Origin of the sequence: Nocardia sp. NPDC057353, from assembly GCF_042667085.1 — a bacterium.
Lineage (GTDB): Bacteria > Actinomycetota > Actinomycetes > Mycobacteriales > Mycobacteriaceae > Nocardia.
Map to the genome: position 1 here is coordinate 25,087 of NZ_JBHVAK010000062.1, position 11,637 is coordinate 36,723.

At 69.2% G+C, this 11,637-nt stretch carries 12 protein-coding genes; 3 read left to right on the plus strand and 9 right to left on the minus strand.

Going from position 1 to position 11,637, the window contains the following annotated elements; translation table 11 throughout:
• Window positions 1-24: 24 nt before the first annotated feature.
• Entirely contained in the window at window positions 25-495 is a 471-nt protein-coding gene (locus ACFUUZ_RS26115) for an SRPBCC family protein (RefSeq protein ID WP_378700619.1), read from the plus strand.
• A 10-nt stretch (window positions 496-505) separates the two neighbouring features.
• Window positions 506-1,048 (plus strand): ribonuclease H, encoded by a 543-nt coding sequence (locus ACFUUZ_RS26120; RefSeq protein WP_378700622.1) that lies wholly within the window; start codon window positions 506-508, stop codon window positions 1,046-1,048.
• 6 nt (window positions 1,049-1,054) lie between these two features.
• Here the strand turns inward: ACFUUZ_RS26120 and ACFUUZ_RS26125 are convergent, their stop codons facing one another.
• The 9 genes from ACFUUZ_RS26125 to ACFUUZ_RS26165 all read right to left on the minus strand — a co-directional run bounded on the left by ACFUUZ_RS26125 (window position 1,055) and on the right by ACFUUZ_RS26165 (window position 10,405).
• Window positions 1,055-1,774 carry a hypothetical protein gene (locus tag ACFUUZ_RS26125; protein WP_378700624.1) on the minus strand — a complete coding sequence of 240 codons (720 nt, stop codon included), beginning with the start codon at window positions 1,772-1,774 and terminating at the stop codon, window positions 1,055-1,057.
• A gap of 67 nt (window positions 1,775-1,841) precedes the next feature.
• The gene (locus tag ACFUUZ_RS26130) at window positions 1,842-3,008 is read right to left on the minus strand and encodes an MlaD family protein (protein ID WP_378700627.1); all 1,167 of its coding nucleotides are present in this window, start codon (window positions 3,006-3,008) and stop codon (window positions 1,842-1,844) included.
• The gene (locus tag ACFUUZ_RS26135; RefSeq protein WP_378700629.1) at window positions 3,005-4,093 is read right to left on the minus strand and encodes an MCE family protein; all 1,089 of its coding nucleotides are present in this window, start codon (window positions 4,091-4,093) and stop codon (window positions 3,005-3,007) included. The genes ACFUUZ_RS26130 and ACFUUZ_RS26135 overlap by 4 nt, the downstream gene beginning before the upstream one ends.
• An 8-nt stretch (window positions 4,094-4,101) precedes the next feature.
• The gene (locus tag ACFUUZ_RS26140; RefSeq protein ID WP_378700631.1) at window positions 4,102-5,208 is read right to left on the minus strand and encodes an MCE family protein; all 1,107 of its coding nucleotides are present in this window, start codon (window positions 5,206-5,208) and stop codon (window positions 4,102-4,104) included.
• Window positions 5,205-6,203, minus strand: coding sequence for an MCE family protein (locus tag ACFUUZ_RS26145; protein WP_378700634.1), 999 nt, complete (start codon window positions 6,201-6,203; stop codon window positions 5,205-5,207). The genes ACFUUZ_RS26140 and ACFUUZ_RS26145 overlap by 4 nt, the downstream gene beginning before the upstream one ends.
• Entirely contained in the window at window positions 6,200-7,228 is a 1,029-nt protein-coding gene (locus ACFUUZ_RS26150; RefSeq protein ID WP_378700640.1) for an MCE family protein, read from the minus strand. The genes ACFUUZ_RS26145 and ACFUUZ_RS26150 overlap by 4 nt, the downstream gene beginning before the upstream one ends.
• Entirely contained in the window at window positions 7,225-8,661 is a 1,437-nt protein-coding gene (locus ACFUUZ_RS26155; protein WP_378700642.1) for an MlaD family protein, read from the minus strand. The genes ACFUUZ_RS26150 and ACFUUZ_RS26155 overlap by 4 nt, the downstream gene beginning before the upstream one ends.
• Window positions 8,662-8,706: 45 nt before the next feature.
• The gene (locus ACFUUZ_RS26160; RefSeq protein ID WP_378700645.1) at window positions 8,707-9,570 is read right to left on the minus strand and encodes an ABC transporter permease; all 864 of its coding nucleotides are present in this window, start codon (window positions 9,568-9,570) and stop codon (window positions 8,707-8,709) included.
• A 4-nt stretch (window positions 9,571-9,574) separates the two neighbouring features.
• Entirely contained in the window at window positions 9,575-10,405 is an 831-nt protein-coding gene (locus ACFUUZ_RS26165) for an MlaE family ABC transporter permease (protein ID WP_378700648.1), read from the minus strand.
• A 519-nt stretch (window positions 10,406-10,924) separates the two neighbouring features.
• On the opposite strand from ACFUUZ_RS26165, the gene ACFUUZ_RS26170 reads away from it, so the two are divergent.
• Window positions 10,925-11,599 (plus strand): S1 family peptidase, encoded by a 675-nt coding sequence (locus ACFUUZ_RS26170; protein ID WP_378700651.1) that lies wholly within the window; start codon window positions 10,925-10,927, stop codon window positions 11,597-11,599.
• The last annotated feature ends 38 nt before the right edge of the window (window positions 11,600-11,637 follow it).

An 11,637-nucleotide genomic window follows, 5' to 3' on the forward strand; every position in this document is an offset into this window, starting at 1 on the left:
GCAGCCGTGGATCAGGGAGGGCCTATGGGCCACATCAGGTATGCCAGTGACGTGGGAGCTCCGGTCGAGGTCGCCTTCACCTACGCCGACAACCACCGCTTCGTCCCGGATTGGATGTTCGGTGTGGCGGGGTTCGAGCCCGCCGGTGAGCTCGACCGCGGGCGGGGAGCGGTGTTCAGCACGAATGCCCGCTTCGGTCCGTGGCGGTCCCGGCTGGAGTGCGAGATCACCGAGTACCGACGCAACGTCGTCATCGGCTACACCTTGCGCGGCAGGCTCGCAGGCACGCTCACGCTGCGATTCGACCCGCTCGGCTACGGCCGGTCGGTGCTCACCTCGGAGGCGAACTACGCCGCGCCGAGGGGGCTGATCGCCAGGTTGCTGGCCCGCCCCGTCGAATCAGCGGTCCGGGCGGCGCTGCGCCGCACCGAGGCCCAGTTGCGAAGGGAGATCGAGCAATTTCACGGAACAGATCTTGTCGGTCGGATTGCGTAGGGTGCCTGCCATGATCATCGTGAGCACCGACGGATCCTGCCTGCGCAATCCGGGCGGCGCCGTCGGCTGGGCCTGGGTGAACCACACCGGCGGCTCCGGCAGCGGCGGCGCGCCGACCGGCACGGATCAGGTCGCCGAGCTGCGCGGCATCCTGGAGGCGATCCTGGCCCACCCGGGGCCGGAGCCGCTGCTGCTGGAGAGCGATTCGCTGTACGCGATCAAGTGCGCCTCCGAGTGGATCGCCGCCTGGCGGGTGAACGGCTGGCGCACCGCCACCGGCGGCGCGGTGAAGAACGCCGAGCTGGTCAAGCAGATCGATCGGGCCATCTCCGGGCGGCCGGGGCCGGTGCGCTTCCGCTGGGTGCGCGGCCACGTCGGCAACTACTACACCGAGCAGGCCGAGGCGCTCTCCGGCGAGGCGGCGCGCAAGGCCGCCGCCACGGCGGCCGTCGCCGACGCGGTGACGGCCGAGATCCCCGCGGTCACCGCTGAACCGGTGGGGGCCGCACGGCAGCCGGTGGCGCCGCACGGCCAGGCACTCACGCCCTTCTGAGCCGCCTCAGCCGCCCGGGGTCGGCGCGGGAGCCGGGGTGGCGTCGCCGGGAGCGGGGGCGGGGCTTTCGGTTCCGGGGCCGGTGGGCAGCCCGCTGCCCGCACCGCGGAGCATGGGCGAATCCAGCTTGCCGACCAGCCACTTGTCCCCGGACTTCTCCAGGTCGGCGATGACGACCACGTACTGCCTGGTCGGCTCCGGCGCGGTGAAGTTGGTGCGGTACTGGGTGAGCGTCACCAGCACCTGCGCGGTGGAATCGTCGCCGGACTGCCAGCCGCACTGCACGTCGTCGGTCCACGACTTGACCTTGGCCTGGGTCATGGCCTCGGTGAGCGCCTGCTCCGCGTCGGCGAACTCCTTCAGGAAGTCGCCGGTGGAGCCGTCCTTCACGGTCTGGAAGTACTGGTTCAGGTCCCTGGCGTAGTCGTACTCCGAGACCGCGCGGCCGAAGTCGCAGGCCGCGGCCTTCGCCTCGGTCACCGCGTCCAGCTCGGCGCCGCGCTGGTCGGCCTGGCGCCAGAACACCACGACGGCGGTCACCGCGGCCACCGCGAGGATGCCCGCCGTGAAGGCCGCGACCAGGGGCAGCTTGGACGCCGTCGGCTCAGCGCGCTCCGGCTGCGGCGCCGGGGCCGCACCCTTGCCCGCGGCATCGGGGTCGGCGCCGGTCCCGGCCTTGTCGGTAGAGATCTTCTTCGCGGAGCCTGCGGCGTCGTCGGTGCTCATCGATACAGTCCTGCGCTTTCCCGGCGCGGGCGCGCCGATTCGGTCGTACTGCCGCGAGTATGCCCGCTCAGCGCACGGGGGGGAGCGTGCGCTCGTTCGGGTCGACTCCCGGCGGGATGTAGGCGCCGTTGTTCGGCACGTCCGGCCGCGGTGCGTTGGCGGCGCCGCGGATCTGCTGCCCCGGCGGCGGGTTCACGCAGTAGTTCCAGCGCGGCAGGGTGTCGTCGGCGATGATCTCCGGCTTCAGGTAGGACGACTGGTAGTAGCAGGTGGGCCGGGGCCAGATGTCGACGATGGTGTGGAACTCGCCGTCGTGCGCGGGCACGCCGAGCGCGTCCAGGCCGACCGCCAGCGACGGGAAGAGCGCGCTCAGCGCGGGCGTGCGCAGCTGCGCGCCGCGGGTGATCGCGACGAAGTTGGTGGCCAGCGCGGTGATCGGGTCGGTGGTGTCGCTCAGCACCGCGCCGAGGTCGCTGAAGTACTGCGGCGACTGGTCGAGCAGCGCCTTGAGCTCGGCGTCCGCATTGTTGAACTGGGTGAAGAGCTCGCCCGAGTTCGCGGTCAGGGTGGCCAGGTCCGGCTGCGCGTTCGCGGTGGTGGCCGCGATGGTCTGCAGGTTGGCGATCAGGTTGGTGGTCTGCGGCAGCAGCGAGTCCAGCCCGGCCGCGGCCAGGCTGAGGCCGTTGACCATGCCGCGCAGCTGGTCGGGGCCCGCGCTCAGCGCGATGTCGAGCTCGCGCAGGATCACGCCGAACTTCTGCGGGTCCACCTGGGAGATCAGCGCGCTGGCATTGTCCAGCACCTGCCACACCGGGGTCGGGGTCTTGATCCGCTCCGGGTCGAAGCGGATCTCCGCGCCGTCCGCCAGGTACGGCCCGGAGTCGGTGGCCGGGCGGAAGTCGATGTACTGCTCGCCCGCGCCGGAGAGCGCCTGCACCGAGATGGCGGTGTCCACCGGGATCGGGTATTCGCTGTCGATGGTCGCCGTCGCCGCGATCAGCTGGCCGCGGTCGGTGAGCGCGATGTCGTCCACCTTGCCGATCCGGAAGCCGCGCAGCGTGACGTCGTTGCCCGGCTGCAACCCGCCGGAGCGGTCCAGGTAGACGGTCACGGTGTACTCCGAGCGCAGCGGGTTCACCCGCATGACGCCGACGGCAAGGTAGGTGGCGCCCGCGATCAGGACGAGCACCAGCCCGATCCCGGAGAGCACCAGTTTGTTCCGCAGCAGGTTCATCGCGGTGCTCCGTTCACCCGGCTCTGGACCACCTGCAGCACCTGGATGAAGCTGCCGACGAAGTCGTTCAGGTCGGTCTGGTCCGGCAGCTTGCTGTTCGGCGGGTCGGTGAGCAGCCCGATGTCCAGGTTGGAGACGGTGGCGAAGACGGCGAGGCTCTTGCCGCGGAAGCTGGCGTCCACCTTCGGCGCGACGATGTGCAGCTGCTCCATGGCGGCGCCGAAGTCGTCGCCGGTGGCGGCGAGCGCGTCCATCAGGTTGCGCAGGTTGTCCAGCAGCGACGCCAGGTCGGCGCCGGAGGTGTTGGCGTAGTCGCCGAGCGCCGCGCTGGTCACCGCGATGCGCTGCAGCAGGTCGCCGAGCGCCTTGTTGTTCTCCGCGATCGCGCCGATCATCTGCGGCAGCGTGTCCGCCACCTGGCCGAGCTCGGCCCTGCGCGATTCCAGGGTGGTGGAGAGCGTGCCGAACTCGCCGAGCACGCTGTCGATCCGCGCGCTGTTGTCGTTCAGGCTGCCGACCACGCCGGTCATCTGGGTGATCAGGTGGGCCAGCTGCTCGCCCCGGCCGCCGACGATGGAGTCCAGCTCGGTGCCGAGCTTGGTCAGGCTCGCGATGCCGCCGCCGTTGAACAGCATGGAGACCGAGACCAGCAGCTCCTCCACGGTCGCGCCCGCCGAGGTGGCCTCCAGCGGCAGCGTGGCGCCGTCCTCCAGCAGCGGCGTCCCCGGCGGCACGACCGGCTTGGAGACCGCGACGAAGACGTCGCCGAGCGGGGTGGCCTGGCGCAGCTCGGCGGTGGTGCCCTCGGGCAGCTCGATGTCCGAGCGGATCTGCATGTCGACGAAGGCCTCGAAGTTCTTGGTCGAGATGTCGGAGACCACCCCGACATCCGAGCCGCCGATCTTCACCTTGGCCTGGTCCGGCAGGTTCAGCGCGTTCTCGAAGACCGCGCGGATGGTGTACGTGTCGCCGGAGGCGCCCGGCTTGGGCAGCGGCACGTTCTCCACCGAGAGGCCGCAGCCGGTGAGCAGCGCCACCGTCGCGGTGGCGGTCAGTGCCAGCGCCGCCCGGCGCGTTCCGATCATGCGGCGCGTCATTTCGTCAGTCCCAGCAGTGCGGCGGTGAGCCCGTAGTCGGGGCCGAAGTCCTGCATGTTCCCGGTCCGGCAGCCGTCCGCGCGCATCTGGATGCGCTGGCAGAAGACGCTGATCACCTCGCCGGAGAGCGCGGTGCCGATCAGGCCGTGCAGCCGGATGAAGCCCTGCTCGCGGTTCATCGTCCGATCGATGTTCTGCAGCAGCATGGGCGCCACGTCGACCACCTCGATCAGCCCGTCGGCGTTGTCGCGCAGCTGCTGGGTGACGTTGGTCAGCCCGACCAGGCTGCCCTCCAGCTGGTCCTGGTACTGGGTGAAGACCCCGCTGGTGTTGGCCAGGAAGTCCTGCAGCTGCTGCAGCGTGGCCTGCAGGCCGGGGGCCTGCTCGGCGAGCAGCCCGGTCATCTGGGTGACCTGGTTGCTGAAGTCGCGCACCGACTGGTCGTTCTGGGCCAGCATGGTGGTCAGCTCGTTGAGCTTGATGATGATGGTGGCGACGGCGTCCTTGTTGTCGACGCCGACCTTCAGCGCGCCGGAGAGCGCGTTCAGGGTGTCGCGCAGCTTGTCGCCCTGGCCGTCCAGCATGGGGTAGAGCACCCGGCCGGAGAGCGGGCCGATGCCCTCCTGGCCCGGCTGCGGCTTCAGCGCGGCGGCGAACTGGTCGATGGTCTTGATCATCGTGTCCAGCTCGACCGGGGTCCTGGTTCGGGAGAGCGGCAGGTGGTCGCCGTCGACCAGCTCGTCGCCGCTGGTGTAGGGCGGGGTCAGCTCGATGTGCCGGTCGGTGACGATGGACGGCGAGACCACCGCCGCGATCGCCTCGGCCGGGTACTTCTCACTGGAATCCAGCGACATGTGCACCTCGACGAAGGTGCCGCGCGGGACGATCTTGTCCACCTTGCCGACATCGATGCCGAGCACCCGGATCGGGTTGCCCTCGTACATGCCCGCGATGTTCTCGAAGTCGGCGGTGATCTCGATGGTATTGCCGATGGCGTTGTTCACCGAGCTGGGCAGCAGCGAGCAGCTCGCCACCGCGAGCGCGGTCACGCCGAGCAGCGCGCCCCTGGCCGCGCTCCGGTTCACGCGGAACGGAATCCTCATCCCTCGCACCCCTCGATCGCCTGCGCGAAGCAGAGCCAGTTGTCCGGGAACAGCCACGGCAGCCCGACCTCCGCGTAGTTGCCGTTGCCCCACGCGTTGGTGAGGTAGCGGATCGACGGCGGCATGATGCTGAGCAGCCGATCCAGGTTGTCCTTGTTCTTCTGCAGCCCCTCGGCCATCACGTTGAGCTGTTCGATGGTCGGGCCGAGCTGGTTGTCGTTCTCGGCGCCGATCTCCTGCAGCTGCTTGGTCAGCGCGGCGACATTGTCCAGCAGCTGGCGCAGCAGCGTCTGCCGCTCCATCACCCGCGCGGCGATCGCCTCGCCCTGGGTGATCACCAGCAGCACGCTGTTGCGGTTGTCCGCGAGCAGCTGGGTGACCCGGTCCATGTCCTTGAGCAGCTGGTCGACCTCGGCCTTGCGGGAGTCCATCACCTTGGCCAGCGCGCCGACGCTGTCCAGCGCCTGCACCACCAGCTGCGGCGAGTCGCCGAGCTGCTGGTTCACCAGGTTCAGCGATTCGGCCAGCTTGTCGGCGTCCAGCGCCTCGAACTTGGGCGTGCCGATCTGCACCACGTCGGCCAGGTTGTACGGGACCGCGGTGTTGGAGAGTGGGATCCGGTCGTCCGGCAGCCCGCTGCCGTCGCCGGGCTCGACGTCGACGTAGCGGGCGCCGAGCAGCGTCGCCATCTTGATCGATGCCCTGGCGTCCGGACCGAAGTCGACGTCGCGGTTCACGTTCGCGGTGATCACCACGTGGTCGCCGTCGAGTTCGGCGCCGGTGACGGTGCCGACCGCGACGCCCGCCACGTTCACCCGGTCACCGACCCGGATCCCCGCGGCCTGCGCGAACTCCATCTCGAGCGAGCGCTCGCCGACGCCGAGCATCCGGAAGGAGCTGGAGATGATCAGCATGAGCACGATGAACAGCGCGCCGAGGACGCCGAGCCAGAAGTAGCGGTTGCTCTGGAAGCGGGAGCGGAGTTGTGCGATCACGGCCTGCACACCGCCGAATGCGCGTTGCCGCCGATCTGCGAGAACAGCCCGCGCGGGAAGAGCACCCCGTACAGCGAGACGTCGAGGCCGCAGAGGTAGGCGTTGGCGTAGCTGCCCTCGGAGACGAAGCTGCCCGCGTTGGCGAGCAAGCCGGGCAGGTCGATCGCGGCCTGGTCGAGGGCGGGGCCGTTGGCGATCAGCAGGGTCAGCGCGGCGCTGGTGGAGTTCTGCGCCGCCTCGAGCTTGGGCTGGATGGTGCCGACCATGCCGACCAGCGCGTCGGCGGCGTCGGCGATCTGCACGGTGGACTGCTGCAGGCTCTGCCCCTGGTCGTACAGCCCGCCGATCAGTGCCCTGGTCTGGGTCACCAGCGTCTCCAATTCGTCACCTCGCTTGGCGAGCCCCGACATCACGCCGGAGAGGTTGGTGATCACGTCGGTCAGGATGGCGTCCCGGCGCTGGAAGTCGGTGGCCAGCGCGGCCGCCTGGGTGACGAAGGCGCTCAGCGAGACCCCGTCGCCCTGCAGCGCCTGGATGAAGGTCTCCGAGAGCCGGTTCACCTGCTCCGGCTGCAGCACCTGGAAGAGCGGCTGGAAGCCGTTGAGCAGCGCCGAGATGTCGAACGACGGCTCGGTGAGCTCGATCGGGATGGTGCCGTTGCTCTTCAGCGGCTGCGCGGTCGGCGAGTCGCCCGGCGCCAGCGCGATGTAGCGCTGCCCGATCAGGTTCTGGTACCGGACCAGCGCCTTGGTGTCGTCGAAGATGGTCTGGTCGCGCTGCAGCACGAAGGTGACCCTGGCGTCGTTGTTGGTGTCCAGGTCGATCTTCTCGACCTTGCCCACCCGGACGCCCGCCATCCGCACGTCGTCGCCCTGCTTGAGCCCGAGCACGTCGGAGAAGGTGGCGGTGAAGGTGTTGGTCTCGCCCTCGACCACCCTGGCCAGCGTGTTCCACACCAGCACGGTGACCAGGATCGAGACGATGGCGAACAGGCTGAACCCGATGAGCGGCTTGCGGATGCTCATCGGCCGTCACCGTTGTGCGTCAACGTCATTCCCTTCGTGATCGAACCGAGCAGCAGGTACTCCGCCGCCGTCGGCTGCCTGCCGAGGAACCGGGTGATCGCGTCGTCGCCGGTGTAGGCGATCGGCGCCGCCGGCGCGGCGGGCGGCTCGGCGGGGGCGACGGGCTCCGCCGGGGCGGGCGCGGCGGGCGCGGGCCCGCCGAGGAACGGCGGCAGCATCGGGAAGAGACCCTCCAGCGGGGTTCCGGCGAACGGCACCGGCGCCGTCTCGGCGGTGGGCAGCGGGGCGGACGGGGTGGTGATGCCGGGCAGCACCGGCATCCCGGGCAGCTGCACCAGCGGCGGCAGCCCGGCCGCGGCGTCCAGCCTGCGCGGCGAGAGCGAATCCGGCATCGGCGGGATCTCGGCGACCGCGGGCGCGGTGAAGCAGCTCGGACCCGCCAGGTCGCCGTAGCGCGGGCAGTCCGCGACGGTGTTCGGCTTGTAGGGCGTGAAGGTGATGCCCATGTTCCAGATCATCTGCTGCTGCGGGCCCCAGCGGAACACGGTGTCCAGCTTGGCCAGCGAGCGGTTCAGGTTCACGATCGACTGGGTGACCGCGGCCGGGTCCGAGGCGAGCGAGCCGAACATGGAGCTGGTGCCCGCGGTGACCTGCTTGCCGACATCCGGGTTCTGCGCGAACAGGTTGTTGATGGTGTCGAAGGTGCCGCTCGCGCCGGTGATCAGCTCGACCAGCTGCGTCCTGCGGTCGGAGATGGTGGTTGCGGTCTGCACCGAGCTGCCGAGCACGGTGACCAGCTCCGGCGCCGACTCGTTCAGCGCCTGGAACGACGAGGAGAAGTCGTTCAGCATGACGCCGAGGTTCGGGATGGACTGGTCGACGGCGGTCAGCCAGCGGTCGACGCGCTCGACGGTGGAGCCCGGCATCCGGCCGCTGCCGTCCAGCGCCTGCGAGAGCGTGCCGAGCACCCGGCCGAACTGCACCGGGTCGATCTCGTCCAGGATGTTGCGGACGGTGGTCAGGGTGTCCTGCAGCGCGATCGTGCCCTTGCTGCGGTCCTCCTCGATCTGGTCGCCCTCGCTCAGGTACTCGTCGGAGGGGCCGTTGAAGACCAGCTCCACCGAGGTGACGGCGAAGAGGTTGGAGGGAACGACGCGCGCGGTGACGTTGGCGGGGATGCCGCCCGCGAAGTCCGGGTCCAGCTCGATCTGCACCTTCTGCAGCTCGCCGCGGGCCGCGACCTCGACATCGTCGACGGTGCCGACCAGCACGCCGCGGAACTTCACGTCCGCCTCGGCGGGCAGCCCGTCGCCGGTGGTGGTCAGGTTGGCGACCACGTTCACCTTGGGGACGAAGTAGCCCTGGTAGCGCGCCATCAGGAAGACCAGGAGCACGGCGAAGACGATGAGCCCGCAGACGCCTGCGATCAACATCTGCCGGACGGTGGGCCCGCGCCCACTGGGATCGATGATCATCGCCTACCCCGAGATCCGGATTCCGGGGTTGACGCCCCAGATGGCCAACGTCATGAACAGATCGGCGAACACGACCACGATGATGCACATCTTGATCGCGCGGCCCGCCGCCACGCCGACGCCCTCGGGGCCGCCGGAGGCGAAGAAGCCGTAGTAGCACTGGATGAAGGTGGTGATCGCGACGAAGATGATCGCCTTGAGCAGCGAGTACAGCACGTCCGTCGGGATCAGGAATTGGTAGAAGTAGTGCTGGTAGGTGCCGCTGGCGGTGCCGCCGATCAGCTGCACGGTGAACGCGCAGGAGAGGTAGGCCATGGCGAGGCCGAGGCAGTAGAGCGGGACGATCGCCAGGATCGCCGCGAAGATCCTGGTGCTCACCAGGTACGGCAGCGGCCGGATGGCCACCGATTCCAGCGCGTCGATCTCCTCGGAGATGCGCATGGCGCCGAGCTGGGCGGTGAACCGGCAGCCCGCCTGCGCGGCGAAGGCCAGCGAGGCGAGCAGCGGGCCGAGCTCGCGGGTGGTGGCGAAGGCCGAGATGGCGCCGGTGATCGGGCTCAGCCCGAGCAGGTTCAGCGAGGTGTGGCCCTGGATGCCGACGGTCATGCCGCCGAAGGCGCTCAGGATCAGCACGACGCCGATGGTGCCGCCGCCGACGACCAGGTTGCCGTTGCCCCAGGTGACGTCGGAGAGCAGCCGCCAGACCTCCTTGGGGTACTGGCGCAGCGCGAGCGGAATCGAGCCGAGCGCGCGGAGGAAGAAGAACACCTGGTGACCGAGGCGGCCGAGCAGGTCGACCGGGGCCTTGGCGGTGCGCTTCAGTTGGTTCAGCGGCCGCAGCAGCGGCGGCACATATGTCGACGACACCGGCTCAGACCACCTGTGGGGGGAAGATTGCGTTGTAGATCTGCGTGATGATCAGGTTGACGCCGAAGAGCATGATCGCCGAGCTGACCACCGCGGAGTTCACGGAGTTCGCGACGCCGCCTGGCCCGCCGCGGGTGTTCAGCCCGGTGTCGCAGGCGATGATCGCCGCGAGCAGGCCGAAGATCGTCGACTTGACCAGGGCCACCAGCAGGTCGCGGGTGACCGCGAACGAGGAGAAGGTGCCGACGTAACTGCCCGGCGTTCCGTCCTGGGCGAAGATATTGAAGATGTAGCCGGTCAGGAAGCCGACGAAGACCACGAAGCCGCAGAGCAGCAGGCTGACCAGCATGGCGGCGCCGAGCCGCGGCGCCACCAGGCGGCGCATCGGGTCGACGCCCATGACCTTCATGGCGTCGATCTCCTCGCGGATGGTGCGCGAGCCGAGGTCGGCGCAGATGGCCGAGCCGACCGCGCCCGCGATCATGATCGAGGTGACCAGCGGGGCGCCCTGCTGGATGATGCCGAGGCCGTTCGCCGCGCCGATGAACGACGTGGCGCCGACCTGCCCGGCGACCGCGCCGACCTGGATCGAGACGATCACCCCGATCGGAATAGCGACCAGCAGCGTCGGGGCGGCGGCGACGTTCGCCATGAACGCGCATTGCCGGATGAATTCACCGAACGGGAATCGCCGGCGAAAAATGGCGATGAACAACTCGGAGACCGCGGCAATCCCCATGAGGATCTGCCTGCCGAAGGTCTCGAGCGATCGCTTCGGGTGATCTTCCCAGTACCCCTTCGTCCAATCGACCGCGCCACTCAGCCGCGACCCCATGGGTGGACTCTTGGTCGACTGCACTGTCTAACCCCTTCTCGACGCCGGTTACCTGCCCCGACGACTTGCTTCGCTCGGAGCACCTTACTACGGGGTAGCGCGGAACACAGCAGACCCCTGTGATTGGCGTCATAGGTACCGGTCACTCCGCGTGGCCGCCTATGAATCATGACAACGACCCCGGACATTTTCCGACTTCCGGTATCCAACCAATAAGAACGCGTTTCAGAAACCCCGCCCTGAGCCGGGGTTAGCGAGTGCACGAGTGTTATTTGTCGAATCGCTTTCATCGAAATTCGAATCAACCGCCCGGCGCGCCCGTCGGCCCCGGCTGCCGCTCCGTGCGACCGCCGGATCGAGGCCGATCATGCCAGACTGCTATCACCGGAAGGAAGAACTGCGGCGTGGCGCGCGCCGCGACCACGGGTCTTCCGATGCCTGCCGCACCGGGCCTCATTTACTGACACGATGGGTGCGCGCGATTGATATCGTGCTGGCTTTCGGAAGATCTGGAGGGACATGTTCAGCAAACTCGCCACGGTGGCACGCGCCGCCTGCACCGTCGCGCTGGGAGCGGCGCTGCTCGGGCCCGTCGCGGGCGCCGCGCAGGCGCAGCCGGGCGCGCCGGTGCTCGGCGGTGGGTCCGGCATCGTCATCGACGACGCCTACGAGTGCACCCTCACCACCGTTGGCCACGACGGCGCGGGCAGGCTCGTCGGGATCACCGCCGGGCACTGCGGCGATCCCGGCGCACAGGTGTACGCCGAAAAGGATCGCGGCGCGGGGGTGGTCGGGCGCTTCGTGCACTCCGACCCGCGGCTCGACTACGCCGTCATCCAGTTCGAGCCGGGCCGCATCACCCCGGTGAACCGTGTCGGCAATGTCACCATCGCGGGCATCGGCGGGCCCGCCGCGTTCCCCATGATCGTCTGCAAGGAGGGCCGGACCACCGGCAATACCTGCGGCATCTCCTGGGGCGACGTCTTCGCCACCAATATCGAGACCTGGGCGCAGATGTGCGTGGTCGAGGGCGACTCCGGCGCGCCGGTGGTCGTCGGCAATCAACTCGTCGGCATGGTCAACGCCTACCTGGCGTTCGCCTGCTACGGCCCCGAGGTCGGCACCAACATGTCCACCATCATGGACGACCTGAACGGCCGCAACAGCATCGGCTCGGGCTTCCGGCCCATCTGAGCTGGACAGACAAAAGGAGCGGGTGGGCCGAACCGGCC

Coding starts and splice junctions, on each gene's coding strand:
- ACFUUZ_RS26150 (WP_378700640.1), bottom strand. CDS start 7,228: ATGAGCATCCGCAAGCCGCTCATCGGGTTCAGCCTGTTCGCCATCGTC.
- ACFUUZ_RS26135 (WP_378700629.1), bottom strand. CDS start 4,093: ATGATCGGAACGCGCCGGGCGGCGCTGGCACTGACCGCCACCGCGACG.
- ACFUUZ_RS26130 (WP_378700627.1), bottom strand. CDS start 3,008: ATGAACCTGCTGCGGAACAAACTGGTGCTCTCCGGGATCGGGCTGGTG.
- ACFUUZ_RS26120 (WP_378700622.1), top strand. CDS start 506: ATGATCATCGTGAGCACCGACGGATCCTGCCTGCGCAATCCGGGCGGC.
- ACFUUZ_RS26125 (WP_378700624.1), bottom strand. CDS start 1,774: ATGAGCACCGACGACGCCGCAGGCTCCGCGAAGAAGATCTCTACCGAC.
- ACFUUZ_RS26165 (WP_378700648.1), bottom strand. CDS start 10,405: ATGGGGTCGCGGCTGAGTGGCGCGGTCGATTGGACGAAGGGGTACTGG.
- ACFUUZ_RS26140 (WP_378700631.1), bottom strand. CDS start 5,208: ATGAGGATTCCGTTCCGCGTGAACCGGAGCGCGGCCAGGGGCGCGCTG.
- ACFUUZ_RS26155 (WP_378700642.1), bottom strand. CDS start 8,661: ATGTTGATCGCAGGCGTCTGCGGGCTCATCGTCTTCGCCGTGCTCCTG.
- ACFUUZ_RS26115 (WP_378700619.1), top strand. CDS start 25: ATGGGCCACATCAGGTATGCCAGTGACGTGGGAGCTCCGGTCGAGGTC.
- ACFUUZ_RS26170 (WP_378700651.1), top strand. CDS start 10,925: ATGTTCAGCAAACTCGCCACGGTGGCACGCGCCGCCTGCACCGTCGCG.